This window comes from Duncaniella sp. B8 (assembly GCF_005304985.1).
GTDB classification, from domain to species: Bacteria; Bacteroidota; Bacteroidia; order Bacteroidales; family Muribaculaceae; genus Duncaniella; species Duncaniella muris.
On record NZ_CP040121.1, the window covers coordinates 3,099,733 to 3,126,577 of the forward strand.

Here is a 26,845-nt window from a genome sequence, read left to right on the forward strand (position 1 = left end):
TATCTGCTGATTTGGATCAGTCTAATATATAAACACTCATATGCCGGATTTGGTTCATCTGACCGGAATCCTCACCTTGTCATGACTGCGGATTCATGTATTGGCCTTTGGTGCCGGTCTTGTCGCCACACATTACGGCATGGCGTGGACACACATGGTAGCAGGCGAGACAAAAGGCGCAGTCTGTACCCCATACCGGCCGTTTGCGCCTGCGCTCACTGCTGTCTGTCGATTTGCCTGAAGGCTCGCTCATGGTGATGTTGCGCAGAGGGCAGATGGCTGCGCACTTGCCGCACGAAATACATTCGCGTGTGTAGCGGAATGGTTTCGGCGACATGGCATGGCGGACAAACCAGGGATAGATTATTCTGGTTTTGATCCATGCAAAGCGACCGCGGACCACGTCAGCCAGCTCATTTGGGCAGTCTCCGGAGCCTGCCCGGAAATCTGCGATCGAGCGCGCGATTTCTCTGATGCGCAGTGATGCGGCCGACAGTTTGTGCTGTGCGAGTTCTGCCGTATCGACATCAAATCCGCTCATGCAGACGTAATTGTTAGGCATCGTGACTGAAAAAGCCAGTCCTGACAGCCAGCCACGTTTTGCAAGATCGCTGCGCCACATCTCGGCTGTCAGACCGCAATCATCACCGCAGGTCAGCACCAGATGGTGTATTAACGGTGCTGATCCAAGGTCTACGTTTTTAATGATTGCGCGGACATAGGGTGGCAGGCCCCAGGAATAGACGGGGCAGACCCATATGACGGTATCGTCATGCGGCGCCGGTGTCAGGCTGCCGTTGCGGAGATCCGGAGTGAGCCTGCGCAACGACTGGCCCAGTTCGGCTGCAAGCATTTCCGCTACATACCGGGAATTGCCTGTGCCTGAAAACCATAGAATCATGGGTAAACGGATGTTATGGATTTGAGGTTGTGTCAGATGGTTACCTGAGTGGCTCCGAAACCGTATTCACGAAATGAGGCATCCTGTACGGTATGACCTTTGTAGCGGTGGTTAAGTTCCTTCATGAGAGCCGCGCGGAGCACGCCTTCGCCTTTACCGTGGATAAAGACTATTTTCTGACCCTTGTGTTTCAGGTTTGCATCCATCACCTTGCGGAATTCGTCGATCTGAAGATTCAGGATTTCGGCAGCTGACAGGCCGGCCGTGGTGTCGACAAGCTCAGATATATGAAGGTCTACTTCAATTATCTCAGCCCGTTTGTCGGAACTCTTTTTCTGTACAGGCTTGCGGGCGGGACGATCAACGGCATTCTTGGCTTTGATCCCTTCTTCAATACGTGAAGAGTCGATCACCATGCGTTTGCGTGGAATATCATTGGTCACGATGTCTACAGCGATTACATCTTTGTCAAAATACACATTGCTGCGGAAACAGTGGAGCTTGAAAAATTTCGTGGTGTCAAGGGCCGTCTCTACGGCTACAGGGGCCTTCATCTTAAATTCCTTGTCAGACTTGAAGGCTATCATCTGTACAGCGATGCGGTCTATCGAAGGGAGGTCGGCTCCGGAGATCTCTTCAAGGAACACCTGGATGTTAGGTTCGACGATTCCGGCATAGCGGGTGGTCCAGCCGGTGGATTCATCAGCGCGTGTGAGATATGTGAAGTAGAGATAATAGTTGGAGTCGTTGACAAGATAGACATCAAATGTGGTGGAGTTGAGATGTTTTATGTCGGCAGGTTCGTATGCGAGCACCACATTGAGTTTCTCACCTTCCGGAGTCTCCTCAATAGCCGGAGTCTCCTCCGGTTTCTGAGCCGCCTTTTGCGGCTGGGACTGCGGAGCGGCCGGTTTGACGGCATCCTGGGTCAGAGCTATTTTCTTTTCTGTAGTCGCGGCTTCGGCCACCACCACGCATTCGCGCAGAAGAGTGGGGGTTTCAAAGCCGTTGTCATCGACATATGCGATGTTTCCTTCTATTTTTTTGATGATGCCGCCACCCACTGAGTTGAGGAAGCGGACACGGTCACCTATTTTTGCCATAATATTGCTGTCTGTTGAAGAGTTAATGATTATAATATTTCAGAGATGCACAAGGCAGGAGTGTCTGCATTCAGACTCCCTGCAGTTTCTCTTTCAGAAAATGACCGGTGTATGAAGCCGGATTTGCGGCGATCTGTTCGGGAGTGCCGGCTGCCACAAGGTTGCCTCCGGCATCGCCTCCTTCAGGGCCTATGTCAATGACATGGTCGGCACACTTGATGACATCCATGTTATGTTCGATTATCAGAATCGTGTGACCCATAGATATAAGGCGGTCAAAAGACTTCATGAGAGTGGCTATGTCATGGAAGTGAAGTCCGGTTGTCGGTTCGTCAAATATGTACATGGTAGGCTCCGGTTTTTCCTCTGCGAAAAAAGATGCCAGTTTCACTCTCTGATTTTCACCGCCTGATAGAGACGAGGAATTCTGACCGATCTTGATATATCCGAGGCCAACATCCTGGAGAGGTTTTAGACGCTTGATAATGCGTTTTTCCTGTGCTCCGGCTTCTTCTCCGAAGAATTCCACAGCCTGATTGATAGTCATCTCAAGAATGTCATAGATATTCTTGCCGCGATATTCAATTTCGAGAATTTCTTTCTGGTAGCGCTTTCCGTGGCACGATTCGCAGGGAATGGTGATATCGGCCATGAACTGCATCTCGATGGTGATATATCCGTCACCCTTGCACTCTTCGCAGCGGCCTCCGTCAGAGTTGAATGAAAAGTCTGACGCAGAGTAGCCCATCTGTTTCGCTCCCTGGGTGGAAGCGAAAAGTTTGCGTATCTCGTCAAATGCTTTGAGGTAGGTAGCCGGATTCGAGCGGGATGACTTGCCGATCGGATTTTGGTCGACAAACTCTACGTTTTTGATGCGTGAGAGATCTCCCTGCAGTTTGCGGAAGGTTCCGGGCGCATCTCCGGTGTTTCCGAGATGACGGTTGAGAGCCCGGAAAAGGATGTCGCGGACAAGAGTGGATTTGCCTGAGCCGCTGACTCCGGTGACCACCGTCATGACTCCGAGAGGAAATTTTACGTCAATGTCTTTCAGATTGTGCTCTTTGGCACCGATGACTTCGAGCGAATCACGCCACTTGCGTCTCTGTTTCGGCACGGGGATTGACAGTGTGCCTGTCAGATAGCGCGCGGTATAGCTCAGTGGACTATCCTCTTTGGCTTGCGACGGCACAAGTTCGGCCGGGTTGCCCTGATAGATGATTTGGCCTCCGAGACGTCCGGCATCCGGGCCGACATCAATAAGATAGTCGGCGGCGCGCATGATTTCTTCATCGTGTTCAACTACAACGACCGTATTGCCGAGATCGCGGAGTTTTTTCAGCACGGTGATCAGGCGTTCGGTGTCACGGGAATGGAGTCCGATTGACGGTTCGTCAAGAATATAGAGCGAGCCCACAAGGCTGCTGCCGAGCGATGTGGCGAGATTGATGCGCTGGCTTTCGCCGCCGGAGAGGGTTGACGACAGTCGGTCGAGCGTCAGATAGCCGAGTCCGACTTCTTCCAGATAGGAGATGCGGTTATTGATCTCCTTGAGAAGACGTTCGGCTATGGCTGCGTCAGTGGCATCAAGCTGGAGGTTTCTGAAAAATTCTATCAGACGGCTGACAGGCATTGAAACGAGTTCCCCGATGGTGGCTCCTCCGACTTTGACATACGATGCTGTCTTTTTCAAGCGGGAGCCGTGACAGGCGGGGCATACGGTCTTGCCCTGATAGCGGGCTTTCATGACGCGGTATTGTATCTTATAAAGATTTTCGTCGACCATCCTGAAGAAACGGTCTATGGAGGGGAAGTCACCATATGTGAGTTTTATGCCCGGCTGCGAAAGCTGGCGGTCAGTAGGTCCGTGCCACAGCAAATCTTTTTCTTCTTGCGAGAGATCAAGATAAGGCTTGTGGATAGGGAATCCGAATTGGGCGGAATCACTGATGAAAACTTTCTTCCATTCGCTCATCTTGTCGCCGCGCCAGCAGGCCACGGCGTTGTCATAGATGGAGAGTGTGTTGTTGGGGATGACAAGGCGTTCGTCGATTCCCATAACTTTGCCGAATCCTTCGCATGTTGGGCAGGCTCCGACAGGGTTATTGAAGTTGAACATCATGTCAGTGGGAACTTCAAATGTCATGCCGTCGGCCTCGAACACGCGGGAAAAATCCTTGGCCACGATTCCGTCATCAGCCCAGATCTGCAATTTCAATCGGTCGCGTCCTTCAAAAAACGCGCTTTCCACAGAGTCGCGCAGACGACTCTGTTCGTCAGCCTCCGAGGAGACCGCAAGGCGGTCTACGAGCAGCTGATAGTCGGCCGGGTTGTAGTCTGCACCATCACCGGCGGCGCGGACTTCAGTCAGCAGTTCGTCAATGTCAATGAATTCGCCGCCACGCATCAGACGCGAATAGCCGGCTTTCAGATATACGTCAAGCTGCGAGGCGAATTTGCGGCCTTCAGGCAGAGTGACCGGTGCGGTTATGGCCATGCGGGAGCCTTCGGGATAGGTCATGGCGAATCTGACCACATCGTCAATAGTGTGCTTTCTGACTTCTTCACTGCTGATGGGGGAGAATGTATGACCTACACGCCCGAAGAGAAGCCTCAGGTAGTCATAGATCTCTGTCGATGTCCCGACAGTGCTTCGCGGGTTGCGGGTGTTGACTTTTTGCTCAATGGCGATGGCCGGCGGGAGTCCGAGTATTGCTTTGCATTCCGGCTTGGGCATTTTGCCCATGAACTGACGGGCGTAGCTGCTGAGGCTTTCCACGTAGCGCCGCTGGCCTTCCGCATATAAGGTGTCAAAGGCGAGAGATGATTTCCCGGATCCCGAAACACCCGTAATCACAACGAGCTTTCCGCGGGGAATCTCTACGTCAACGTCCTTGAGGTTGTTGACTTTGGCGCCTAATACTTTTATATTTTGTTCGTTCTGCATTTTTTCAGATTCGTTCGAATGTAACATACAAAGGTACCAAATTTTTCCTTAAATTCCGATTGCGGAGATTGATTCTAACAAAAATTCACTTGGGAACGCCGCGATAATAAATTTTGCAAATTCATCGTGGTGTTCCCAAGTGAAATGTGGTCCGGTTTGAAATCCTGTGTCAGTCCCAGTTTACTTCAAGGTCGCGCAGCAGGGTGGCCGATGCACCTGCCGAGCCGGTGTGCTGGATGGCAAGCGATGTGCCGTCGGTCGGAGACACAGTGGCTGAAAGGCTCACATCTGGTTTTATGGCCGGATCGGCTGCTTCCGCAGCCGGAGCTCCAGTGCGGGCCAGTGCTGTCAGGCGGTCTCCGCACAGTTCGACTACAATGGTACATGGATTGCGGTAGCAGCTTGTGGCTACGGCTTTGCTTATCGGGCTGACAGCGCCGCTGGAATATCGCACGAGAGTGAATGTCACGGCTTTGTCAAAGTCTGGCGTCCGTTCGATGCGCAGGGCGTAGCCGGTCAGAGAGACAGGGTCGAATTTGATGCAGATGTCCATATATTGCCCGGTGGCACTGCCGAATCCCTGCCCTGGACCTTTGCATGGTTCTGCGATGAGGCTGACACGCATGTTGCGGCATTTTTCACGCACCGGGGTGTAGAACAGGCGCGCGCCTTTGGTTGACTGCACGAGTCCGGTTCCGGTTGCAGCATCTGTGGCTTGGCCGTAATACCAGCCTGCTGATCCGTCAGGAGTCCAGTCGTGAATAGCTGTGTCAGAAGGTTTGAATGTGTCGAAGTGCCAAAAGCCCTGCCGCCCCGGAGTGCCTTTTCGGATGGGGACCTCGGCGAAGGAGGTGACGATTGATTTTTCGCTTTTCTGCAGTGAGCGGAGCATGATGGTGTTGACCGGTGCTGACATTGAGGCTACCATAGCGTGGCCTTCTTCCGAGTCGGCGTTTTTCGGCATCACGGAGGCTGAGATATAGAAGCCTCTGTCTGCACATGTCAGCGGGTAGGAGCGGGCGCTTAGGCCGCGTCCGTGACGAACGGCCACACTGTCGGAATGGTCGGGACGTGTTGACCTGTACCAGATGATATGGCTGTCGTCACGACTGTTGCCTGAGAGGCTGTAGTCGAGTTTCAGTGTGTTCTTGTCAGCGGTGATAACCGGTGTCGAGGTGAACTGCGGTGCAGTTTTGAGCCATGCATCGACTGTTACGGATGTCGCGCCTGTCAGGCCGTATGGAGAGACCGCAGAAATTTCACAGATCATCTCGCGCGGGAAGCTGTTGGCGCTGACAATTGCGGTTGAGTTGGCAGATGCGGAGAGGCGCAGTGTTGTCGGTGCATTCCAGGTCAGGCCGGATGCTGATGCCGGGGCCGGATAGTCGCCCCACAGACGCAATGATGGTTTGAGAAGCATGCTGTCACCTTGAGCCGAAAGCTTTTTAGACGGGGTCTCGATTTTTAAAGCCACGGGTAGTCCTGTAAGGGTGGCTGACAGTGCTTTTTCAAGTTCTGCCATAGATTCTGACTGGTCGAGAGGGTCCCAGCCGTCGGTGCCGCCGAGCAGATTCAGAATGTTGTAGACGGTTTTTCCGCCTGATGAGATTTTGTAGGCGCGTAGGAGCGGAGTGTCACTGATGTCAGCGCTGAGTTCTGGACGTCTGGCGTCAATTGTGATTGCTGTGCCGTTGAGTGTGATGCCGCTCTGATAGCAGCGGACGGGTGAGCTGTCACGTGTCCACTGAATGTCTACGGGCGAGTCTGAAGTCCAGCGGGTGTCGATCATTGACACCATGCCGGGTACTTTGGTGAGATATTGTGAGCCACGGACTTTGGTGTGGATGTCGCAGTTGAGAAATATGGCTCCTGTGGAAGCGGTGGAGTAGAAAGGTTTACCGCTGAAAAATGTGAAACGGCAGTCGAGGTAGACAGCTGAGCCTGAGAGGGCATCGTCGGTGCACTCGAAGTAACAGTCTTTGTAGAGTGAGCGCCGTGCTCCGGATAGAGGGCAGAGATTGAGGCGGCTGATGAAGCGGCAGTTGCGCGCAAAGAGCCGGTCGGTGTTCTCGCATATTCCGACCTGGGCCTGGACGATGGGATCGCGGCGTTTCGGCCGGTTAAGCGAAGGATTGCGCGGGTAGATGAGATCAACGTTGCAGTAGTTGCCGAAAGTTATGTTTTCGGCTGTCAGACAGAGGCCTTTGAAATGGAGCATGGTGTAGTTGCCGAGAGCGCCCTGGGTCTGGCCACGGTTTACCGCGAAGACAATGTCGGCCGGATCTTCTGAGAGTCCTATGAGTGAAAGTGTGTCACAACTGATTTCTGCGGCATAAGGAATGGCTCCGGAGTTTTTGGGATTGCGTCTGACGGCAGGGTCATCGGGGTCATCAAGCCAGTAAACTCCCGGAGTCACAAGCAGCGTTGCGTTGCCGGATGAGTTTTTGCTGATGGCTTCAAGAGCTTTGAGTGCATCGGTAAAAATGTAGGGCGATGAAGTTGCGCCGGTTTCGGCTGTCAGCAGAAAAGTGCCGGGGCCTAAACGGAAGGCGTGTCGGTCTGCGGTGACTGTCTGTGTGGCGGGGTCGAGAGTATATCCGTCATTGGGGCGGCCATGAATTGACGGAGCGGTTACGATGGTGCCTGCGAGCAGCAGATGTTTAAGCATGGCGGATTGGATTTTCGGTAGTGATGGAGTGGCGATTGTGTCATCTCATGACGACGCTGCGGGAGAGGACTATGAAATTGTAAACCCCGGACAGGGTGATAAACGTTGGTTTTTCGCCGGTGTCCGGGGTTTATGATGCAGGTTCAGGTCTTGACAGGCTTGATTATTCGTTTACTTCAAGGTTGAGGTTGAATTCCTCGTTCCAGGGAAGACCGTCTTTGGCAAGTTCTGCGAGGAATGGATCGGGATCGAACTCTTCAACGTTGTTGACACCCGGTTTTACCCATTTCCCTGTGAGGAACATCATTGCGCCGACCATTGCGGGAACGCCGGTTGTGTAGCTGACAGCCTGCATGCCGGTTTCCTTGTAAGCGGCTTCGTGAGAGCAGTTGTTCCAGATGTAATAGGTGAGATGCTTGCCTTCCTTGTCAAGACCTTCGATGCGGCAGCCGATCGAGGTTTCGCCGTGGTAGTTCTCGCCGAGATCCTGTGGGTTGGGGAGGACGGCTTTGAGGAACTGCAGGGGCACGATCTTCTGTCCGTTGTAGTCTACTTCGTCGATGCGGGCCATGCCGATGTTCTGAATCACACGGAGGTGTGTGAGATATTCCTGACCGAATGTCATCCAGAAGCGCGCACGCTTGATTGAGGGATAGTTCTTGACGAGCGATTCGAGCTCTTCGTGGTAGAGAAGATAGCTTTCGCGCTCTCCGATGTTGGGATAGGTGAGTGTCTTGTGGATTTCAAGCGGGCCGGTGGTCACCCATTTGCCGTCCTGATAGTAGCGGCCGTTCTGAGTGATCTCACGGATGTTGATTTCGGGGTTGAAGTTTGTGGCGAAAGCTTTGCCGTGATCACCGCCGTTGCAGTCGACAATGTCGAGATACTGCATGTCAGAGAAGTAGTGTTTTGCGGCGTAGGCTGTGAATACGCCGGACACACCTGGGTCGAATCCGCAGCCGAGGATTGCGGTAAGACCGGCTTCTTCGAAGCGCTGTTTGTAGGCCCACTGCCATGAATATTCGAAATGTGCCACGTCCTTGGGCTCATAGTTGGCGGTGTCAAGATAGTTGACTCCGCAGATGAGACAGGCATCCATGATGGTGAGGTCCTGATAGGGAAGGGCCACGTTGATGACGAGTTCGGGTTTGTGGCGGTTGAAAAGCTCCACAAGCTGGGGGACGCTGTCGGCATCGACAACGTCTGAGCTGATGTTGGGCTTTCCGATGGCCTCTACAATGGCGTCACACTTGCTGCGGGTGCGGGAAGCGATGACTATTTCTGTGAAAACTTCGGGGTGCTGGGCACACTTGTGAGCCACGACGGTTCCGACACCGCCGGCTCCGATGATTACGACTTTTGCCATTATTGTATATTAAGGTATATGATTTCAGTGATAAGAGTCTGTTTACACGCTATCAGTCGCGCTGGCTTCCGAAGAAGCGGAGCAGATAGAGGAAGAGGTTGATGAAGTCGAGATAGAGACTCAGTGCGCCGATGGTGGCGAGATGGCTGATATAGGCCGGAGGCGTTGTGAGAGCCATACGCTTGATTTTCTGAGTGTCCCATGCAGTGAGACCGATGAAGATCAGGACGCCTGCGATGGAGATTATCCAGTCAAGCTGGGTGCTTCTGGTGAAAATATTGACCAAAGAAGCGATGATCAGACCCATAAGTGCGTACATCAGGAAGTTGCCCCAGCTTGTGAGATCTTTGGTGGTAAAATAGCCATAGACACTCATGGCTCCGAAGGTTCCGGCGCAGATGAAGAATGTCTTGGCAATTGATGTCATGGTATAGACCAAGAAGATCGGGGCAAGAGCCAGGCCGTTGATCGCGGCAAAGACATAGAAAAGCAGGTTGGCCGTTGCCGACGAGATGCGGGTCAGACGGGTCGAGAGATATATCACGATGCCTACTTCTGCGATCAGAAGGCCCCAGAAGAAGATGCGGTGGCCAGACATAAAGCTGAGATAGGCGGATGAGGTAGCGCAGAAAAGAGAGACGAACGCAGTCACAAGCAGTCCGAGGAACATTTTGAAATAGACGCGCTTCATTACTGACGAAGTTGTCTGGACGGCCTGCTGCTGAGAGTTGTGGTAGCTGTTGTAATTGTCGCCTCCGCCGAAGTAGGGGGGAGGTGTCTGCTGGTTGTAATTCATATCAGTTAATAGGAGTTGGTTATCGTTTTTATTTATAAAACAAATTTGACTTACATACGTTCAGGTACGTTGATGCCAAGGAGGTTCATGCCTGACTTGATGACGCGGGCGGTCTGGCGGCTGAGTTCAAGACGCAGCGAGCGCACAGCGCTGTCTGTTTCCTTGAGGATGGAGCAGTCGTGATAGAACTGGTTGTAGCTCTTGACAAGGTCATAGACATAGTTGGCGATCAGTGCCGGACTGTAGGTCTGGCCTGCGGCCTGGACTGTGGCGGGGAAGTCGGCGAGGGCCTGGATAAGGGCTATTTCTTTTTCGCCAGGTACTACTGCCGAGTAGTCGCCGATGGCCATGCCTTCGTCAGCGGCTTTGCGGAGCACAGAGCAGATGCGTGCGTAGGTGTATTGGATGAAGGGGCCGGTGTTGCCGTTGAAGTCAATTGACTCTTTGGGGTTGAAGGTCATATTTTTGCGCGGGTCTACCTTGAGAAGGAAGTATTTCAGTGCTCCGAGGCCTACGGTTTCCGAAATGCTGTCGATCTCTTCCGGGCTGAGGCCGTCGAGTTTGCCGAGCTCGGCTGATACGGTGCGGGCGGTGGAGACCATGTCGTCCATAAGGTCGTCGGCATCGACTACTGTGCCTTCGCGTGATTTCATCTTGCCTTCAGGCAGTTCGACCATGCCGTAAGAGAAGTGTACGAGGTCTTTGCCCCACTTGAAGCCGAGACGGTCGAGAAGGATTGAGAGCACCTGGAAGTGATAGTTCTGCTCGTTGCCTACAACGTAGATCATCTTGTCAATGGGATAGTCGCGGTAACGCAGTTTGGCGGTGCCGATGTCCTGGGTCATGTAGACAGAAGTGCCGTCACTGCGGAGAAGCAGTTTGTGGTCGAGTCCTTCACCGGTAAGATCGGCCCATACAGAGCCGTCTTCCTTGCGGTACATTTTACCTGCTTCGAGGCCTTCGAGAACTTTCTCCTTGCCTTCGAGGTATGTTTCGCTCTCATAATAGATTTTGTCGAAGTTGACACCCATGCGCTTGTAGGTCTCATCGAATCCGGCGTAGACCCAGGAGTTCATCATTTCCCAAAGCGAACGGATTTCAGGATCTTTGTTTTCCCATTTCACGAGCATTTCGCGGGCTTCTTTCATGAGCGGAGATGCTGCTTCGGCTTCTTCTTTGCTCATGCCTTTCTCTTCAAGTTCCTTGAGCTCGGCTTTGTAGTGCTTGTCAAAGAGTACATAGAAGTCACCTATAAGATGGTCGCCTTTCTTGCCGGTGGATTCCGGAGTGGCACCTTCGCCCCACTTTTTCCATGCGAGCATGGATTTGCAGATGTGGATGCCGCGGTCATTGACAATGTTGGTCTTTATGACGCGGTTGCCGCAGGCTTTCAGGATTTCGGCAAGGCTGAATCCAAGCAGGTTGTTGCGTACGTGGCCAAGATGGAGAGGCTTGTTTGTGTTTGGCGATGAGTACTCTACCATTACAAGAGGCGAGCTTTCATCAGCAGCTGTAAGTCCGAAGTCAGTGGTGCCGGCTATGTGTCCGAGCACTGAATTCCAGAACTGCGGTGCAACGGTTATGTTAAGGAAGCCTTTGACCACGTTGAACTTCTCGACCGCAGGTTCGTTGGCCTGAAGCCATTCGCCGATTTCCATACCTACCGCTTCAGGCGATTTGCGGGCGGCTTTCACCCAGGGGAAAACGACAACGGTGATATTGCCCTCGAATTCTTTTCGGGTGGCTTGAGGCACGATGTTTTCGGCGGGAGTTTCAACGCCATACAGATTTTTGACCGCGTTGCTGACGGCCAAAGCTATGATACTATCGATCGACATTTTTATTGTGATAATTTTGTCGGTTTTGAATTGATAATTTTTAACAAGTCGCGAGTGCGTGTCTGCGATGAGACCGAACACTCTCTGAATATACAAAATTACAATAAAAATACGATATATCCTAACCTTTGTCCCACATACGGCCACGTTTAGGGTATTTTGAACCTGCAAGAAGCAGTCGGAGGGCTGTGTTGTAGCTGAAATAAGCCCAGAACCAGCTGACGAGCACGCTGATTTTGTTGCGCATCCCCATGAGTGAGATGAGGTGGATGAACATCCATGCAAGCCAGGCGATGAAGCCGTCGAGATGGAGTCTGCGCATGTCGACAACCGCACGGTTTCGGCCGATGGTGGCCATTGATCCTTTGTCGTTGTAAGAAAATTCCCGGTTCCATTTTCCGGAGTTGAGGCTGCGGGCGAGGAAGCGGCCTTGCTGTATGGCCAACTGGGCAAGCTGCGGGAGTCCTGCGGGATATTCTTCGGTGGTCATGAGGTTGACATCGCCGATGGCGAATATATCATCAAGGCCGGTCACACGGCAGAAACGGTCGGTGGGAAAGCGCCCGCCGCGTCCCTGCCGGAAATCCGTGCCTTCGAATTCGAGCGGACGCCCGGTGACTCCTGCAGTCCAGATGACCATTTCGGAGTATAGGGTCGATCCATCGTCAAAGGTGAGCAGGTTGTCGGCATAGCTTTTCATCTGTCGGCCTAAGTGGATATCCACCAGTAACGATTTCAGATCTTTGAGTGCTGTTTCTGACGACTCGGCGCTCATGGAGGCCAGAAGTTTGTTGCGCCCTTCATACAGGCTGACGGTCATGTCTTCCGGCGGAATGTCGGGGTAGTCGCGTCTGAGTATGTAGCGTTTAAGTTCTCCGATGGCTCCAGCCATCTCTACTCCGGCAGGCCCGCCTCCTATGACAACGAATGTCAGCATGCGCCGGCGTTTTTCGCGGTCAGGTTCTATCGAAGCGCGTTCGCAGCGGTAGAGGATTTCATTACGTATGCGGATTGCCTGGTCGTTGGATTTCAGTGTGTAGACCTCGTCTTTAAGGGCGTCATTGCCGAAGAAGTTGTTTGTGGTGCCGAATGCAATGACAAGCTTGTCATATGGGATTGATCCGTGGTCAGTGATGACGCAATGCCGGCTGACGTCTACGCTTCGGGCACTTTCCATGTGAAATTTCACTCTTCCGGATGCTTTTTTGACGAGTTCGCGTCTGAAAGGGAAGCTGATGCTCGACGGGTCAATTTCAGACGAGGCCACCTGATAGAAAAGCGGCGGGAAGGAGTGATAGTTGTGGTGGTCGACAAGGGTGATGTCAAATTTGTCTTTGTCGATGTGTTTTACAAAATTCAGCCCGGCAAAACCTCCGCCGAGCACTACTATGCGGGTCTTTGATGAATTCATTCAGGCAAAAAAATATAACAGTGTAACATGAACGTTGACACTGTTATAACATTTTTGCGGGTTTTAAGTTTTGAATCAGAGAGAGGTGCCCTACTATGAGATGGTGTGGTTCTCGCACTTGATGACTCGTCCGGGGAATTGATCGACGAAACTGAGATTGTGTGTGGCCATTATCACGGTAGTTCCCTGACGGGCTATATCGTGAAGACGGCTGACAATGGCTTCGCCTGTGGCCGGGTCGAGATTGCCTGTAGGTTCATCCGCGAGAATTATGCGCGGATGGTTGAGGAGGGCGCGGGCTATGACTATGCGCTGCTGCTCGCCTCCTGACAGCTCATGAGGATTCTTATAACTCTTGTTGAGCATCCCGACACCTCTCAGCACCTCTTCAATGCGGGCTTCGATATCAGATTTGTCTTTCCAGCCGGTGGCCTCAAGCACAAATTTAAGATTGGCATAGGCGCTGCGGTCGGTCAGCAACTGGAAGTCCTGAAAGACGATGCCTATCTGACGGCGCAGAAAGGGAATGTCGCGACGGCGTATGGTGTTCAGGTCGTAATCAAGAACACGGGCTTCGCCTCCGGCTATTGGAATGTCGGCATAGAGAGATTTCAGCAGGCTGGATTTGCCGCTGCCCACTTTGCCTATCAGATAGACGAATTCACCTTCGCCCACTGACAGATTGACGTGGCGGAGCGCGATAAGATCTTGGCGGTGGAGTTCTACGTCGCGATAGTCGATGACCTTATTCATTGTTTGCGGTATTGAAAATCAGTTGCCCATTTCAGAGAGGAATTTGATGCGCATGAGGCGGATCTCGTCTTCTGTATAGTCTTCACCGAATTCTTTGTAGGCTTCGTTGAGGTCATCTGTCTGGCATTCCTTAAAGAAGTCAAACAGTTCTTCCTGCGAATCCTCGTCCATTATATCATTTATATAATAGGAGATATTGATTTTTGTGCCTGAGTAGACTATTACTTCAATTCTGTCAAGCAGTTCGTTGAATTCAAGGCCTTTGGCTCTGGCTATTTCAGGCAGAGGTATTTTGCGGTCGATTGACTGGATGATGAAGAGTTTGGTCGAGTTGCGGCTCGGAACGCTACGTACACGCAGGTCTTCCGGACGTTCGATCTCATTGTCTTCGACATGGCGCTTGATTACCTTCACGAAGTCGGCGCCATAGCGTTTTGCTTTACCTGCGCCTACGCCGGGAATGTTCTGAAGTTCTTCGAGTGAAATCGGGTAGGTGGTGGCCATTGCTTCGAGCGACGGATCCTGGAAAATCACATATGGGGGCAGCCCGAGTTGCTTGGCAATTTTCTTGCGCAGGTCTTTCAAGATGCTGTAAAGTTCGTCATCGGCGGCAAATGACGCTCCGCTTTTGATCATTTCCGGTTCGGCGTCTTCGCTGAAATCAGAGTCTTCGATCACTTTGAATGATTCGGGTTTCGAAAGGAATTTTTTGCCTTTCGGGGTGATGCGGAGAAGTCCGTAGTTCTCTATGTCGCGGTCGAGATATCCGGCCAGGATTGCCTGACGGATCACGGCGCTAATAAGTTTTTCATCAGCTCCTTGCTCGCAGCCGAACACGTCGAGCTGGTCGTGCTGATATGATGTGACATCAGCAGTAGTGTGGCCGAGGAGCACATCGGTGACATGATCGGCTTTGAATTTTTCTTTCAGTGCTATTACGGTTTCGAGCACTGCACATAAATCGTCTTTCGCTTCCACTTTTTTCTTTGGATTAATGCAATTGTCGCAGTTCTGGCAGTTGTCGACCGTGAACTCCTCTCCGAAATAGAAGAGCAGTGAGCGACGACGGCAACTGCTTGCCTCAGCGTAGCTCTGGGTTTCCAGCAGGAGCTGGCGGCCGATTTCCTGTTCGGCCAATGGCTTGCCCTGCATGAATTTTTCCATCTTCTGCAGGTCTTTGGCGGCATAGAAGGTTATGCATTGGCCTTCTCCTCCGTCACGGCCGGCGCGGCCGGTTTCCTGATAGTAGCCTTCGAGCGACTTGGGCATGTCATAATGAATAACAAATCTCACATCTGGTTTGTCAATACCCATTCCGAATGCGATCGTGGCGACTATGACATCGACTTTTTCCATCAGAAACGCGTCCTGATTGGCGCTTCGGGTCGCACCGTCCATTCCGGCGTGATAGGGGAGTGCCTTGATGTCGTTCACTGCGAGCATCTCGGCGAGTTCCTCAACCTTCTTGCGGCTCAGGCAATAGATGATGCCTGATTTGCCGGGGTTGTTTTTGATGAATTTTATAATGTCTTTGTCAATGTTGTTGGTCTTTGGCCTGACCTCATAATAGAGGTTCGATCGGTTGAACGACGATTTGAACACTTTGGCATTCTGCATTCCGAGGTTTTTCTGGATGTCATGCTGAACCTTTGGGGTTGCGGTGGCAGTCAGTGCGATCATCGGGCGGACGTTGATCTCGTTGATGATCGGGCGGATGCGTCGATATTCCGGGCGGAAGTCGTGACCCCATTCGGAAATGCAGTGTGCCTCGTCGACTGCGTAGAATGAAATCGGCACAGTCTTCAGAAATTCGATGTTCTCTTCTTTGGTCAGCGACTCCGGTGCCACATAGAGCAGTTTTGTGCGTCCGGCAGTAATGTCGGATTTCACAAGGTCAATCGCTGCGCGGTTGAGCGAGGAGTTTAGGAAGTGGGCCACAGTGTCGGCCGAACTGAAGTTGCGCATTGCATCAACCTGATTTTTCATCAGGGCTATCAGTGGAGAGATCACTATGGCTGTGCCTTCCATCATAAGGGCCGGCAGCTGGTAGCAGAGCGATTTGCCTCCTCCGGTAGGCATGAGGACGAAAACGTCGTTGCCTTCAAGGAGACTTGTCATTATGGCTTCCTGGTTGCCTTTGAATGTGTCAAATCCGAAATGCTCTTTAAGTGCTTCGTGAAGTCGTTGATTCATGGGATTCCGTTCAGGTTGGGGAGGAGTGAGTATGAAATGTGAGAGAACTGAGGGGAGAACTTCCCGGCTGTGCCGGGAAGCCGGGAAGAGGTGATAAAGTTTATGATTGGTGGAGACCGGTGTATCCGATACGTCCTTTTAGCCGATGTAGGCTTTTTGGATTTTCTCTTCGGCGAAGGCGCGGTCGATAACCAGTTCTTTAATGTCGGTAGAGGGGGTTTCATACATCGGATCGATCATGATTGTCTCTACGATTGTGCGCAGACCACGTGCGCCAAGCTTGTATTCGATTGCCTTGTCGACAATGAATTCAAGTGTCTCAGGTGCGAAGATGAGTTTGACTCCGTCCATGGCAAACAGTTTTTCATACTGCTTGGTGATGGCGTTTTTAGGCTCTGTGAGTACTCTGAGAAGTGCTTCGCGGTCAAGCGGATCGAGATGGACAAGTACCGGCAGACGTCCGATGATTTCGGGGATCAGACCGAATGACTTGAGGTCCTGGGGGGCAATGTATTGCAGATAATTGTCAGAGTTGATTTTCGAGCGTGTCGATCCTCCGGTGAAGCCTACCACATGGGTGTTCAGGCGGTGGGCTATTTTTCGTTCGATACCGTCAAATGCTCCTCCGCAGATGAATAGGATGTTTTTAGTATCGACGGCAATCATCTTTTGCTCAGGGTGTTTGCGGCCTCCGTTCGGCGGTACATTGACTACGGAGCCTTCAAGTAGTTTGAGGAGGCCTTGCTGTACACCTTCGCCGGACACGTCGCGAGTGATTGACGGGTTGTCGCCTTTGCGGGCGATTTTGTCGATCTCGTCAATGAAAACTATGCCTCGTTCTGCTTTTGCCACATCATAATCGGCGGCTTGCAGCAGTCTGACGAGCAGGCTTTCGATGTCTTCTCCGACGTAGCCGGCTTCGGTCAGCACCGTGGCGTCGACAATGGCGAATGGTACGTCAAGCTGTCGGGCTATGGTCTTGGCAAGCAAGGTTTTGCCTGTGCCTGTGGGTCCGACCATGATGATGTTGCTTTTCTCGATGTCTACATCGTCTTTGTCCTGCGCAAGACGCTTGTAATGATTGTAGACGGCTACCGAGAGATATTTCTTGGCGTCGTCCTGCCCGATGACATATTGATCGAGAAATGCGCGTATTTCAGCCGGAGTCGGAAGTTCTTTTGTCTCCGGCTCAATGGCGGCTTTGGATTTTTTCCCTTTCGCTTTGTCGGGCCGGATAGAAGGATTCTCTTCGTAATAATCTTTCAGGAGGCCCTCAATCTGGTCAACGCATTCGCTGCATATATAGGTGTCGCCAAACGGACTCGGCACGAGAATGTTGGTGTAGGATGGTTCCTTGCCGCAAAAAGAGCATTTGACTCCGTTGTCAGAGGTGTTGTTGTTTTTTTTTGCCATTCTGTGTCTATAGCGGGGTGGTTTATTTGTGGTCGGGGAGGAGGACGCGGTCTATCATGCCATATTCTTTGGCTTCGTCGGCAGTCATCCAGTAGTCGCGGTCGGCGTCAGCTTCGATGCGTTCGAGCGGCATTCCGGAGTGGTCGGCGATGATCTTGTAGAGTTCGGCTTTGTATTTGAGGATTTCGCGGGCGGTGATTTCGATGTCTGATGCCTGGCCCTGGACACCTCCGAGGGGCTGATGGATCATGACGCGCGAATGCGGAAGGGCCATGCGCTTGCCTTGAGCTCCTGCAACAAGAAGTACAGCCGCCATTGATGCTGCCATGCCGATGCAGATTGTGGAGACATCGCTCTTGATGTGTTGCATGGTGTCATAAAGGCCAAGTCCTGCGATCACTGATCCGCCTGGTGAGTTAAGGTAGATTGAGATGTCTTTTCCGGGATCTACTGAGTCAAGGTAAAGAAGCTGTCCCTGGACTACTGTGGCTGTATAGTCGTTTACGTCAGTGCTGAGGAATATGATGCGATCCATCATCAGACGTGAGAACACATCCATTTGTGCCACATTGAGCTGGCGTTCTTCAATGATGGTCGGAGAGATATAGGAGGAGGTGATTTGAGAAGCTGCCGAGGCGGCATATTGATCGAGCGCGAGCCCATTCATGCCGAGATGGTGCACTGCAAAATTTCTAAAATCCTTATTCATAGTTGTGTAACTTGTTTCGAATAGTTTGTTAATGTAAAGTTACGAAAAAATCTGTTTTCTGCAAAATTATTGCTTCGATTTGATTTGTTTTGTCTTTTGTCTGTCTTGGGTTTATTGGCGGCCCAGAATTATTTTCAGGGTTTTTGATCCCTGACGGGCTATGTATATTCCCGGCTCGAAGCCTGTCGCTGATCCGATTGATTCCGGTTCTGCTAATAAACGTCCTTGAATGTCATATAGTTTGAATGGCTTTGACGGATCAAGGGCTTTAGGCTGTTGGTCGAAGTCAATGTCTGCTATCGCGCTCTGAGTTGCTATGGATTCAATTTCGATTTTGTCGGCATTGGGCATGTTGATGGTGAGGGTTTTGTCTTTATAGCTGCCCGTGGTGTGTGTGGTGCCTTTGGTTATGGTGACTTTCCAGCCGTCCACTGTCATTTCGCTGTCCTGGTGGTTTCCTTCTATCCGGAGCTGGCGCCCAGCAAAGAATTTTCCGTCAAAATCGCGGTTATTGAGCGTGATCCCGTTGATTGTCAGTTTGATGTCGTCGGTGCGCCCGGCGTCGATGGTCAGGGTGCGAGGGGTTCCAAGCCGGAAGTATTCGCTTAGGTGTGTGTAGAAGAATGGTGTGCGAGCGGCGATCCATGAGCGCATTTTCTGTACTTCCTGTGAGTGGTTGGGCCACCATTCGTTGAAGAGCTTGCGATGATTGGGATATTCAGTCTTGATCATGGAGTACATTTTGTCGAGCTCCTTTACGGTGCCACGGTAGTTCATGAAATCGCCCATGTACACAGCGCAGCGGTCTATGAACATGTCATGAAACTCCGGGGTTTCCATCAGGGCGCGGAACAGGCGTGTGTGTTCCGGTTTGTTTGCCCATGCGCGGTCGGGGTCGAAATCATTGTCATATAGCCAGTTGAAGGTTTTATAGTTGTATGGAGCATCGTATAGGCCGAGGCCGAAATCGGTGTCTTTGGCGATCCATCTCCAGCGGCCTCCTTCGGAACGCGGGCGCCAGTTGACTATATTGTTGCCGGGGAAGTCTTTGTTGTCATAGAAGAGGTTCATTATCATTAGATTTGCGAATTCGCCGCAGTCCATCAGAGTGTTGAATTCGTCAAATGTGTGGCCGTCTTCATTGAAGAATTTTTTAAAGTTGTTGAAGTTGTCCCATGTCCCTTCTTTGAGTTCGCCCCAGTTTTCGAACATGTCTATGTCTTCTTCGCCGTTGTAAAAGGTGTAGATGTGGTCTTCATTGGTGCGGGAGCGGATGTTGAGCATGTCTTTATATTCTCCGTTTATGAAAAAGGCTGTCGGGAGCCAGGGTTGCCAGTCGAGATCGCAGTTTGTCCCCATTACGCGCTGGATCAGAGCGTCGCGGAAATAGGTGTAGTCGAAGTCGTTGCCGGAGTTGCGCATTTCGATTGATTTCTTTTGTAGGGTCATTTTTGTTGCAGATGCTATAGTCGTGAAGGTCTATGGCTGATTGTCCTGAGTTGTATAGTTCTACCCAGGAGTCAGGAAATTCGTTGAGGTCATCCATGATGCAGTCAATGTTTGATTGCATTAGTTCGTTGATTTGCAACTGGGCGTTGGCTTCGGTTGTGGAGAGGAGCAGTAGAGCGATTGGAAGAGAGCGAGAGAATTTCATTTAAGTTGATGAGAGTGTTGATGATTGAGGTTGCAGATGAATCAAAGGGTGTTGAGATGTGAGAAGAAGTGCCATATGGCGATTCCTCCTGATACTGACACGTTGAGAGAGTGTTTGGTGCCGCGCTGTGGTATTTCAAGGCATATATCGCATTGGTTTACCACGGCTTGGTCTACGCCTTCAACTTCGTGGCCAAGAATGAGGGCGTATCTGCGTCCTTTCTGGGGCGTAAATTCCTGAAGTTCGATGCTTCCTTTGACTTGTTCGAGGCAGCAAAGGGTATAGCCTTCACGTTGTAGGTGTGTGATGCAGTCTTCTGTTGTATGGAAATATCGCCAGTTTACAGAGTTTTCGGCTCCAAGTGCGGTTTTATGAATTTCGGGAGATGGCGGGCAGGCGCTGATGCCGCAGAGCATGAGTGTTTCCACTGCGAAGGCATCGCATGTGCGGAATATTGAACCGATGTTATTCAGGCTCCTTACGTTGTCCAGGACCACCGTGAGCGTCATCTTGGGCTGACGGCGAAAATGTTCGAGGTCTACTCGGTTGAGGTCGCGGATGCTTTTCTTTTCCATTTGTGCTGGTTTGGTGGGGTGGTTATATGCGCGGAATTGTCTACGCATTTGAAGCAAAGTTAAATAAATTTCTGAAATTTTACGCTATGAGCATCCTTAAAATCGAGATGTGAGGCAAAGGAGGCGCCGCTCTGTTGTTGGTTTATTTGTCGAACCGACTTCAAAATAGAGCCGGGCTGCAGATTCCAATCTGCAGCCCGGCTGTCTTTTCAGTGTTTAATCAGTCCTTGACTGAGGCTATTATGCTTCAGCCGGCTGGACGTTGATGAATTTGCGGCCTTCCTTGCCTTCAGTGAAGACAACTACACCGTCGATAAGAGCGAAAAGAGTGTGGTCCTTGCCCATACCTACGTTGAGGCCGGGGTGGTGAACTGTGCCACGCTGACGCTTGATGATGTTGCCGGCTTTGCAATGCTGACCACCGAAAATCTTTACTCCGAGTCGTTTGCTTTCTGACTCACGGCCGTTCTTAGAACTACCAACACCTTTTTTATGTGCCATTTCTTTTAGAGATTTTAGTGGGTTAAGCTACAACTTCTTTAATTAACACTTTGGTGAAGCACTGACGGTGACCGTTTTTGCGGCGATAGCCTTTGCGGCGTTTCTTCTTGAAAACGATGACCTTTTCACCTTTTACGAGCGGGGTGAGAACCTCGCATACAACCTTTGCGCCGTCCACTATGGGAGCGCCAACTTTAACTGAGTCTTCGGACTGAGCGAGGAGAACACGGTCGAATTCAACCTTGTCGCCTTCTTTGACTGCTTCGCCGAGATAATGAACATACAGGAACTTTTCAGGCTCTGCCTTGAACTGCTGTCCCTGGATTTCTACGATAGCGTACATCTGTTATTAATTGGGTTACAGGTTATTCCGGCGGGCGAGGATGCTGGAGTTGTCTTTTGCATCGCTGCTTAATCGAGCCCGCTACGGCTAAATCGGCCACAAAGTTACGAAAAATAATTTGAAAATAATGATTTTGTTGAAAATATTTTTTAGGATTTATGTTAAAAAGCTTCAAAAAACTTCATATATAGTTTGGCCCAATAAGCAAATGTGATTCGGAGCCCTATGTGGGTGAAATCGGAATGTGTGGCGATGAAAATACAAGAAAGTGAAAGGCGCAGCATGGAGTCCGATGGTTCCGATACTGCGCCTTTGACAATAGCTGTCTGAGTAGAGAGGAGATCAGCGAATAATTATCTTTTCAGTTTTTCCGTTGTGTCTGCGGATATAGAGTCCTGGGGCAAGAGGTGTGTGGACCCGGAAACCCTGCATGTTGAAATATTCCGGCTCCATCTGGTTGTCATCAGCTTCGGTAAGAATTATGGACGTGGGAATCCCTGCGATGTTGACTGTTGCTACCGCGCTTGGCGAGTGGCCGGCTTTCACGGCAGTGTAGCGGACTGAAAGGGATGAACCGTCGTAGATTAGAGGCCGTATGTCAAGGTCGTATGTTTTGCCAGTATGATCTTCGGCATCATCATCGTTTTCGGCAAGAGATAAGATTCCGCTTTCAGTAATTATCGGATCCTGCCCGTCAAGGGTATAATATATCTTCACATCATCGTCTTTGGGTTCAAAGTCAATATACATCCCAATGGAATAGCCTTCTGCAGCCGGAGGGGTGAAGTGGTTGCATTCTGCTGAAGTGGGGGGTATCTGGGTTTCTTTGACTTCTACTTTTATGGCATCAGTAAGGCGTTCGTTGGGGCCATGATCTCGTATGAGCCAAAGATATTTTTTGCTACCGGTATAATTGATTTCAAAATCGCCGGCGTTGTAATTTCTGAGGATGATTGTTTCCGGATCACGATAGATATCGTCATTGAACAATACTTCTTCATCGCTAAAAATATACATCAGATGGCCTTTGCTGTAATCGTTGCTCTCGTCAAAAGTTTTTACGTGTATTTTAATGTTGTAGGTGCTATCGGTCTTTTTGATTTCCATTACCTTGAGGTCGTAGATCTCTTTGCGGTACAGCTGCATTCGGTGCAGACCGTCTGTTTCCGGTGCATATGTGTTGAGTATATACTCTCCGCTTTCTTCTTTGAACCATAGGCCGTAACAATTGGCTTTGGCTCCTTCTAAATAGAAGGACGTCGCGCATGTGTGAGATTCCGGGTCAATATCGACAGTGGTATAGTAATGGTAACGGCGTGGCTTTATGGCAAGCGGGCCGGTTTTTATGCCATCAGTGTAATAATATGTTAGATAATCGTTTGAAAATAATGGTCTGAATGTCCATGGGTAATCAACATGTAGTTCCGGAGAACCGCAGTCGCATGTTTTCTGAAGTTCGGTATAAAAAATAGAGTATTCTCCAACAGAATGTTTGTCCGGCAGGCTGATGATTCCGTTGCCGCTGCGTGTGATTGCGGTGGTTTTTATACCGCTTGGACTATTCATTTCGTTTGCGGCTGCAATGTTAAGATCTTCGGCTACCAAGAGATAGACACATCGGTCAATAATCATGTCGTTGTTCGTTACAAGTCGATAAGTGCTCTCAGCCTGCATGGGCTGAAAAGTAAGAAAGGAGACGCCGAAAGTAGCAGCGATAGCCTTGATTAAGGAGAAATGTTTCATGATTAATTTATGAAAGGTCTGCGTAGATTAGAGTGAAAAATTGATGATCAACTATTCTACTGACGCATAATAAGGTGGATTGCTCAAAACTACATATATTTTGAGAAATGGCCAAGCCGTGAGTTTATATTTAATTAAAATTAACATAAATATTGCGTATTTGTGGCTAAAGTATAATTTGCAAGAAGATTACCGGTTGCTTTCATAGTCGCTTATGGCATTTAATTTGTGAGGGGTGTTAAATGAAAGGATCAGATTATTGATTTTTTTTAACCTGGTTCTTGAAGATTATTAGTAATTTTGTCAACCGCATCAATTCTTCAGATAGGGCTATCGGTAACTTCTGCAATAAATTTTGCAGTGTGTTTGGTAGCAAAAAAGAAAAGAGAAATGGAATTTCGAACAGTCATACGTCCGCTCTGCCGTCAAGGCCTTGTGGAACATGGTAGCCCCATGCTCTTGCTTGGCTCTTGTTTCACGGATAATATAGGCAAATGCCTCAGAGATGACCTTTTTGATGTCGAGGTTAATCCTTTCGGTCCGGTATATAATCCGATGTCTGTCTTGAGATCACTGGAAATTCTGAGAGACTGTCAGCCAATCAGAGAAGAGGAACTTATTGAAGTGGAGGGGCTATACCGCAGCTTTTTGTTTCACTCCCGATATTCAGCTGTTGACAGCGCGCAGGCTGCAGATATGATGGCAGCTTCGGTGCTGTCCGGCCATGAAACTTTGAAATGCGCTTCGGTTGTATTTCTGACTTTGGGTACTACCAGGGTATTCAGGCATCTCGCATCAGATCGGATTGTGGCCAATTGTCACAAACAGCCTGCAAAGGAATTCGAATCTAGGTGTCTCGGATTTGATGAAACGGTTGCGGTTCTTGCTGAGTGCATTGAGCTGATCCGCGGATTTAACCCCTCGGCAAGAATCGTTTTTACAATTAGTCCTCTGCGCTATCTCGAATCAGGCGCTCATGGAAATCAACTGATCAAGTCGACTTTGCTTCTGGCCGTGGATGAAGTGGTGAAAGTTTTTGGCGAAGATGTGGCAAGTTATTTCCCTGCCTATGAGATAATGATGGACGATTTGCGTGATTACAGGTTCTATGCGGAGGATATGAAGCATTCATCGTCACAGGCAGTCGAATATATATATGAAATTTTTCGCGCATCATACTTCTCTCCTGAAACTGAAAAGGTCGCGGCTGAAGCCCGCGCTCTGACCCGTCGGCTTTCCCATCGCATTGTGGCTTCCTCTACTGAGGCTGGAGCTAATGAGATCGCGGCAAGACAGAGGGCCATTCGTGCAATTACTGAACGTTATCCAAAACTCACCGACGCTATCAGGCGTTATAATGACAAGAATACATTATTTAAATAATGCAATATTCAATTTCTGAAATAGCAAAAATAATCGGGGCAGATTCATTATTGCCTGCTCCTGATTCTAGGATATCACGACTGTTGACAGACAGCCGTTCGCTGACATATCCGTCAGACACATTGTTTTTTGCCCTTGAAACATCTTCTGGTGACGGACACCGCTATGTCAAGTCGCTCTATGACCGCGGAGTGCGTAGTTTTGTGGTGTCAGGCTCATTTTCATGCTCGGATGATCTTCAGGATGCTAATATCCTTTATGTTGAGTCTCCGTTAGCTGCGTTGCAGACTCTGGCCGCGAATCATCGCCGGCGTTACGATGTGCCTCTGATTGCCATTACAGGCAGTCGAGGAAAAACCACTGTGAAAGAATGGCTCAATCAATTGCTTCAGGCCGATATTGAAATCGTAAGAAGCCCACGCAGCTACAACTCGCAGATAGGTGTGCCTTTGTCGGTCTGGCAGCTTGACAAAGACTCCGCTATGGGGATATTTGAAGCCGGAATCTCGCAACCGGGTGAAATGGCGAAGCTTAAGGAGATACTTAAACCTGAAATCGGCATCTTCACCAATATCGGTCCGGCTCACAGTGCCGGTTTTGAGTCGATAGAGCAGAAGTGTCGGGAGAAAGCTCTGCTTCTAGACGGTTGCAGAAGTATCATCTATAATGCGGATGATCCTTTGATTTCAGGCTGTGTGAAAGCTGCACCTGAAATGATAGGGTGGTCACGGACTGATCCTGAGGCTCCGCTGTATATCTGCGATGTTGTCAGAGGAAATGGCCGGACCGAATTTCGCTATATATATAAAGGTGGTCAGAGCGCCGTGCTGGAAATTCCGTTTGAGGGAGAGCATGAACTTGAGAATGCTATCCATTGTCTTGCTGTGATGCTTCTGTTTGGAATAAATCAGGAGACCATACGCCGGCGGATGGCATCACTTACGCCCGTTGGCACACGCCTTGAAGTCATTGAGGGTGTCAATGGCTGTCTGCTTGTCCATGACAACTACACCAGCGATTTCAATTCTCTTGCTCCGGCGCTTGATTTCATGAAACGGAGAATTACCCCAGATTGTAAGGCTATGGTCATTGTCAGTGATCTGATGCACGACGCCGATACCGATCTGGAGGACCTTTACCGCCGTATGGCCGAGTTGCTGGCTATTGCAGGTGTGAGCCGGGTGATCGGGATCGGCCCTGAGCTGATGGCCCACAAGGGTTGCTTCGGCCCGGAGTCTGAATTTTTTGCCTCTACAGAAGAGTTTCTACATAAAAAATCTACGTCTGATTTCCGAGGGGAGTTGATTTTGATAAAGGGAGCCCCTGAATTTGGATTCGGACGCATCTGCGAACTTCTTGAAGCCCGGCAGCATGAAACGGTGCTGGAAATCAATCTTGATGCCGTGGTATCGAATTTCAATGCCTTCCGCTCGCGTATCAAGCCTACCACAGCTATCGCCTGCATGATCAAGGCATCGGGATACGGCGCTGGCTCACATGAACTTGCGCGCACCTTGCAGGCTCAGGGGGCATCATATCTTGCCGTGGCCGTCCATGACGAAGGTGCAGACCTGCGTCGTGCAGGAATCACAATGCCTATTCTGGTATTGAATCCGACGGTTGAGAATTTCCATGCCTTGTTTGCCGATCGTCTGGAGCCTGAGATATACAGCTTTGACTTCCTGCGTGCATTGATCCGCGAGGCAGGGCGCTATGGCATTACGGACTATCCGGTCCATATCAAGATTGATTCCGGCATGCACCGTCTCGGATTCCTTAAAGAGGATCTCCCTGAACTGATCGAGCTGCTCAGGAGCCAGGATAGAGTAGTTCCACGCTCGATATTCTCGCATCTCTGTGCCGCGGATGATCCGATGGAGGATGACTATACGCAGCAGCAGTTCGATTATTTTGATGAATGTTGCCGGATGCTCCTTTCGGCATTCCCTGAACGGAAAATACTGCGGCATATTCTGAACTCTACAGGCATCACACGTTTCCCTGATCATCAGCTTGATATGGTGCGTCTCGGAATCGGGCTCTATGGAGTCAAGACTATGCATGACGGTTCGCAGGATGATCTGCGTCCTGTCTCTTCACTCAACACTGTGATTATCTCACTGAAAAACTGGCCTGAAGGAACCACAATCGGCTACAACCGCCGTGGAACGTTAAAGCGGCAGTCGGTGATTGCCACCATTCCGGTAGGTTATGCCGATGGCATTAACCGCCATCTCGGCTATGGCAATACATCGGTGATGGTCAATGGTATCAAATGTCCCACAGTCGGAAGCATCTGCATGGACGCCTGCATGATTGATGTCACGGACGTGGCTGATGTCAAAGTCGGAGACCGTGTGGAGATATTCGGCGAAAATATTCCGGTCGACGATCTTGCCGAAGTCCTCGGTACAATACCCTATGAAGTCCTGACCTCCGTGTCGCAGCGCGTTAAACGCGTCTACTATAGAGAGTGAAAAGCTCCTCGGCAGACGGAAGTCATCTATATATAAAACACACGAATCATACCCCCTTAAACCAAAACAACTAA

General features: G+C 50.4%; 19 protein-coding genes. 2 read left to right on the plus strand and 17 right to left on the minus strand.

What is annotated here, in order from left to right; translation table 11 throughout:
- Nucleotides 1-79: 79 nt before the first annotated feature.
- From FDZ78_RS13335 to FDZ78_RS13415, 17 genes are all read right to left on the minus strand, one after another.
- The gene (locus tag FDZ78_RS13335; RefSeq protein WP_136408757.1) at nucleotides 80-901 is read right to left on the minus strand and encodes an EFR1 family ferrodoxin; all 822 of its coding nucleotides are present in this window, start codon (nucleotides 899-901) and stop codon (nucleotides 80-82) included.
- 32 nt (nucleotides 902-933) lie between these two features.
- Nucleotides 934-2,004, minus strand: a complete 1,071-nt coding sequence (locus tag FDZ78_RS13340; RefSeq protein WP_136408758.1) for a DUF2027 domain-containing protein — start codon at nucleotides 2,002-2,004, stop codon at nucleotides 934-936.
- A gap of 70 nt (nucleotides 2,005-2,074) precedes the next feature.
- Nucleotides 2,075-4,948: an excinuclease ABC subunit UvrA gene (uvrA, locus tag FDZ78_RS13345; protein WP_136408759.1), complete on the minus strand. Its 2,874-nt coding sequence runs from the start codon at nucleotides 4,946-4,948 to the stop codon at nucleotides 2,075-2,077.
- A 169-nt stretch (nucleotides 4,949-5,117) separates the two neighbouring features.
- Nucleotides 5,118-7,616, minus strand: coding sequence for a hypothetical protein (locus tag FDZ78_RS13350; RefSeq protein ID WP_136408760.1), 2,499 nt, complete (start codon nucleotides 7,614-7,616; stop codon nucleotides 5,118-5,120).
- A 163-nt stretch (nucleotides 7,617-7,779) separates the two neighbouring features.
- Entirely contained in the window at nucleotides 7,780-8,982 is a 1,203-nt protein-coding gene (locus tag FDZ78_RS13355) for a saccharopine dehydrogenase family protein (protein WP_123398620.1), read from the minus strand.
- A 52-nt stretch (nucleotides 8,983-9,034) separates the two neighbouring features.
- Nucleotides 9,035-9,778 carry a Bax inhibitor-1/YccA family protein gene (locus FDZ78_RS13360; RefSeq protein WP_107031909.1) on the minus strand — a complete coding sequence of 248 codons (744 nt, stop codon included), beginning with the start codon at nucleotides 9,776-9,778 and terminating at the stop codon, nucleotides 9,035-9,037.
- Nucleotides 9,779-9,828: 50 nt separating this feature from the next.
- The gene (argS, locus tag FDZ78_RS13365) at nucleotides 9,829-11,616 is read right to left on the minus strand and encodes an arginine--tRNA ligase (RefSeq protein WP_136408761.1); all 1,788 of its coding nucleotides are present in this window, start codon (nucleotides 11,614-11,616) and stop codon (nucleotides 9,829-9,831) included.
- A 121-nt stretch (nucleotides 11,617-11,737) separates the two neighbouring features.
- The gene (locus FDZ78_RS13370; protein ID WP_136408762.1) at nucleotides 11,738-13,027 is read right to left on the minus strand and encodes an NAD(P)/FAD-dependent oxidoreductase; all 1,290 of its coding nucleotides are present in this window, start codon (nucleotides 13,025-13,027) and stop codon (nucleotides 11,738-11,740) included.
- 93 nt (nucleotides 13,028-13,120) lie between these two features.
- Nucleotides 13,121-13,780: a cell division ATP-binding protein FtsE gene (locus FDZ78_RS13375; RefSeq protein ID WP_136408763.1), complete on the minus strand. Its 660-nt coding sequence runs from the start codon at nucleotides 13,778-13,780 to the stop codon at nucleotides 13,121-13,123.
- Between the two features lie 18 nt (nucleotides 13,781-13,798).
- A complete protein-coding gene (recQ, locus tag FDZ78_RS13380) occupies nucleotides 13,799-15,973 on the minus strand; it encodes a DNA helicase RecQ (RefSeq protein WP_123398625.1) in 2,175 nt (724 codons plus the stop codon).
- A 138-nt stretch (nucleotides 15,974-16,111) separates the two neighbouring features.
- The gene (gene clpX, locus FDZ78_RS13385; protein ID WP_107031913.1) at nucleotides 16,112-17,386 is read right to left on the minus strand and encodes an ATP-dependent Clp protease ATP-binding subunit ClpX; all 1,275 of its coding nucleotides are present in this window, start codon (nucleotides 17,384-17,386) and stop codon (nucleotides 16,112-16,114) included.
- Nucleotides 17,387-17,408: 22 nt separating this feature from the next.
- Nucleotides 17,409-18,095 carry an ATP-dependent Clp endopeptidase proteolytic subunit ClpP gene (clpP, locus tag FDZ78_RS13390; RefSeq protein ID WP_107031914.1) on the minus strand — a complete coding sequence of 229 codons (687 nt, stop codon included), beginning with the start codon at nucleotides 18,093-18,095 and terminating at the stop codon, nucleotides 17,409-17,411.
- A 111-nt stretch (nucleotides 18,096-18,206) separates the two neighbouring features.
- Nucleotides 18,207-19,544, minus strand: a complete 1,338-nt coding sequence (locus tag FDZ78_RS13395) for a CotH kinase family protein (RefSeq protein ID WP_136408764.1) — start codon at nucleotides 19,542-19,544, stop codon at nucleotides 18,207-18,209.
- A gap of 246 nt (nucleotides 19,545-19,790) precedes the next feature.
- Nucleotides 19,791-20,324 (minus strand): RNA methyltransferase, encoded by a 534-nt coding sequence (locus FDZ78_RS13400; RefSeq protein ID WP_107031916.1) that lies wholly within the window; start codon nucleotides 20,322-20,324, stop codon nucleotides 19,791-19,793.
- Nucleotides 20,325-20,564: 240 nt separating this feature from the next.
- Nucleotides 20,565-20,825 (minus strand): 50S ribosomal protein L27, encoded by a 261-nt coding sequence (gene rpmA / locus FDZ78_RS13405; protein WP_107031917.1) that lies wholly within the window; start codon nucleotides 20,823-20,825, stop codon nucleotides 20,565-20,567.
- Between the two features lie 22 nt (nucleotides 20,826-20,847).
- Entirely contained in the window at nucleotides 20,848-21,168 is a 321-nt protein-coding gene (gene rplU / locus FDZ78_RS13410; RefSeq protein WP_107031918.1) for a 50S ribosomal protein L21, read from the minus strand.
- Nucleotides 21,169-21,510: 342 nt separating this feature from the next.
- Nucleotides 21,511-22,911 carry an FN3 associated domain-containing protein gene (locus tag FDZ78_RS13415; protein ID WP_136408765.1) on the minus strand — a complete coding sequence of 467 codons (1,401 nt, stop codon included), beginning with the start codon at nucleotides 22,909-22,911 and terminating at the stop codon, nucleotides 21,511-21,513.
- Nucleotides 22,912-23,277: 366 nt separating this feature from the next.
- Between FDZ78_RS13415 and FDZ78_RS13420 the strand changes: the two genes are divergently transcribed.
- Both FDZ78_RS13420 and FDZ78_RS13425 read left to right on the plus strand, forming a co-directional pair.
- Nucleotides 23,278-24,294: a GSCFA domain-containing protein gene (locus FDZ78_RS13420; protein WP_136408766.1), complete on the plus strand. Its 1,017-nt coding sequence runs from the start codon at nucleotides 23,278-23,280 to the stop codon at nucleotides 24,292-24,294.
- The gene (locus FDZ78_RS13425) at nucleotides 24,294-26,771 is read left to right on the plus strand and encodes a bifunctional UDP-N-acetylmuramoyl-tripeptide:D-alanyl-D-alanine ligase/alanine racemase (protein ID WP_136408767.1); all 2,478 of its coding nucleotides are present in this window, start codon (nucleotides 24,294-24,296) and stop codon (nucleotides 26,769-26,771) included. The genes FDZ78_RS13420 and FDZ78_RS13425 overlap by 1 nt, the downstream gene beginning before the upstream one ends.
- Nucleotides 26,772-26,845 lie beyond the last annotated feature (74 nt).

Excerpts from the sequence above, each read along its gene's own strand:
- FDZ78_RS13360 (WP_107031909.1), bottom strand. The coding sequence starts at position 9,778 with ATGAATTACAACCAGCAGACACCTCCCCCCTACTTCGGCGGAGGCGAC.
- rpmA (WP_107031917.1), bottom strand. The coding sequence starts at position 20,825 with ATGGCACATAAAAAAGGTGTTGGTAGTTCTAAGAACGGCCGTGAGTCA.
- rplU (WP_107031918.1), bottom strand. The coding sequence starts at position 21,168 with ATGTACGCTATCGTAGAAATCCAGGGACAGCAGTTCAAGGCAGAGCCT.
- FDZ78_RS13355 (WP_123398620.1), bottom strand. The coding sequence starts at position 8,982 with ATGGCAAAAGTCGTAATCATCGGAGCCGGCGGTGTCGGAACCGTCGTG.
- FDZ78_RS13335 (WP_136408757.1), bottom strand. The coding sequence starts at position 901 with ATGATTCTATGGTTTTCAGGCACAGGCAATTCCCGGTATGTAGCGGAA.
- FDZ78_RS13400 (WP_107031916.1), bottom strand. The coding sequence starts at position 20,324 with ATGGAAAAGAAAAGCATCCGCGACCTCAACCGAGTAGACCTCGAACAT.
- recQ (WP_123398625.1), bottom strand. The coding sequence starts at position 15,973 with ATGAATCAACGACTTCACGAAGCACTTAAAGAGCATTTCGGATTTGAC.
- FDZ78_RS13340 (WP_136408758.1), bottom strand. The coding sequence starts at position 2,004 with ATGGCAAAAATAGGTGACCGTGTCCGCTTCCTCAACTCAGTGGGTGGC.
- FDZ78_RS13375 (WP_136408763.1), bottom strand. The coding sequence starts at position 13,780 with ATGAATAAGGTCATCGACTATCGCGACGTAGAACTCCACCGCCAAGAT.
- argS (WP_136408761.1), bottom strand. The coding sequence starts at position 11,616 with ATGTCGATCGATAGTATCATAGCTTTGGCCGTCAGCAACGCGGTCAAA.
- uvrA (WP_136408759.1), bottom strand. The coding sequence starts at position 4,948 with ATGCAGAACGAACAAAATATAAAAGTATTAGGCGCCAAAGTCAACAAC.
- clpX (WP_107031913.1), bottom strand. The coding sequence starts at position 17,386 with ATGGCAAAAAAAAACAACAACACCTCTGACAACGGAGTCAAATGCTCT.
- FDZ78_RS13350 (WP_136408760.1), bottom strand. The coding sequence starts at position 7,616 with ATGCTTAAACATCTGCTGCTCGCAGGCACCATCGTAACCGCTCCGTCA.
- FDZ78_RS13395 (WP_136408764.1), bottom strand. The coding sequence starts at position 19,544 with ATGACCCTACAAAAGAAATCAATCGAAATGCGCAACTCCGGCAACGAC.
- FDZ78_RS13370 (WP_136408762.1), bottom strand. The coding sequence starts at position 13,027 with ATGAATTCATCAAAGACCCGCATAGTAGTGCTCGGCGGAGGTTTTGCC.
- FDZ78_RS13425 (WP_136408767.1), top strand. The coding sequence starts at position 24,294 with ATGCAATATTCAATTTCTGAAATAGCAAAAATAATCGGGGCAGATTCA.
- FDZ78_RS13415 (WP_136408765.1), bottom strand. The coding sequence starts at position 22,911 with ATGAAACATTTCTCCTTAATCAAGGCTATCGCTGCTACTTTCGGCGTC.
- clpP (WP_107031914.1), bottom strand. The coding sequence starts at position 18,095 with ATGAATAAGGATTTTAGAAATTTTGCAGTGCACCATCTCGGCATGAAT.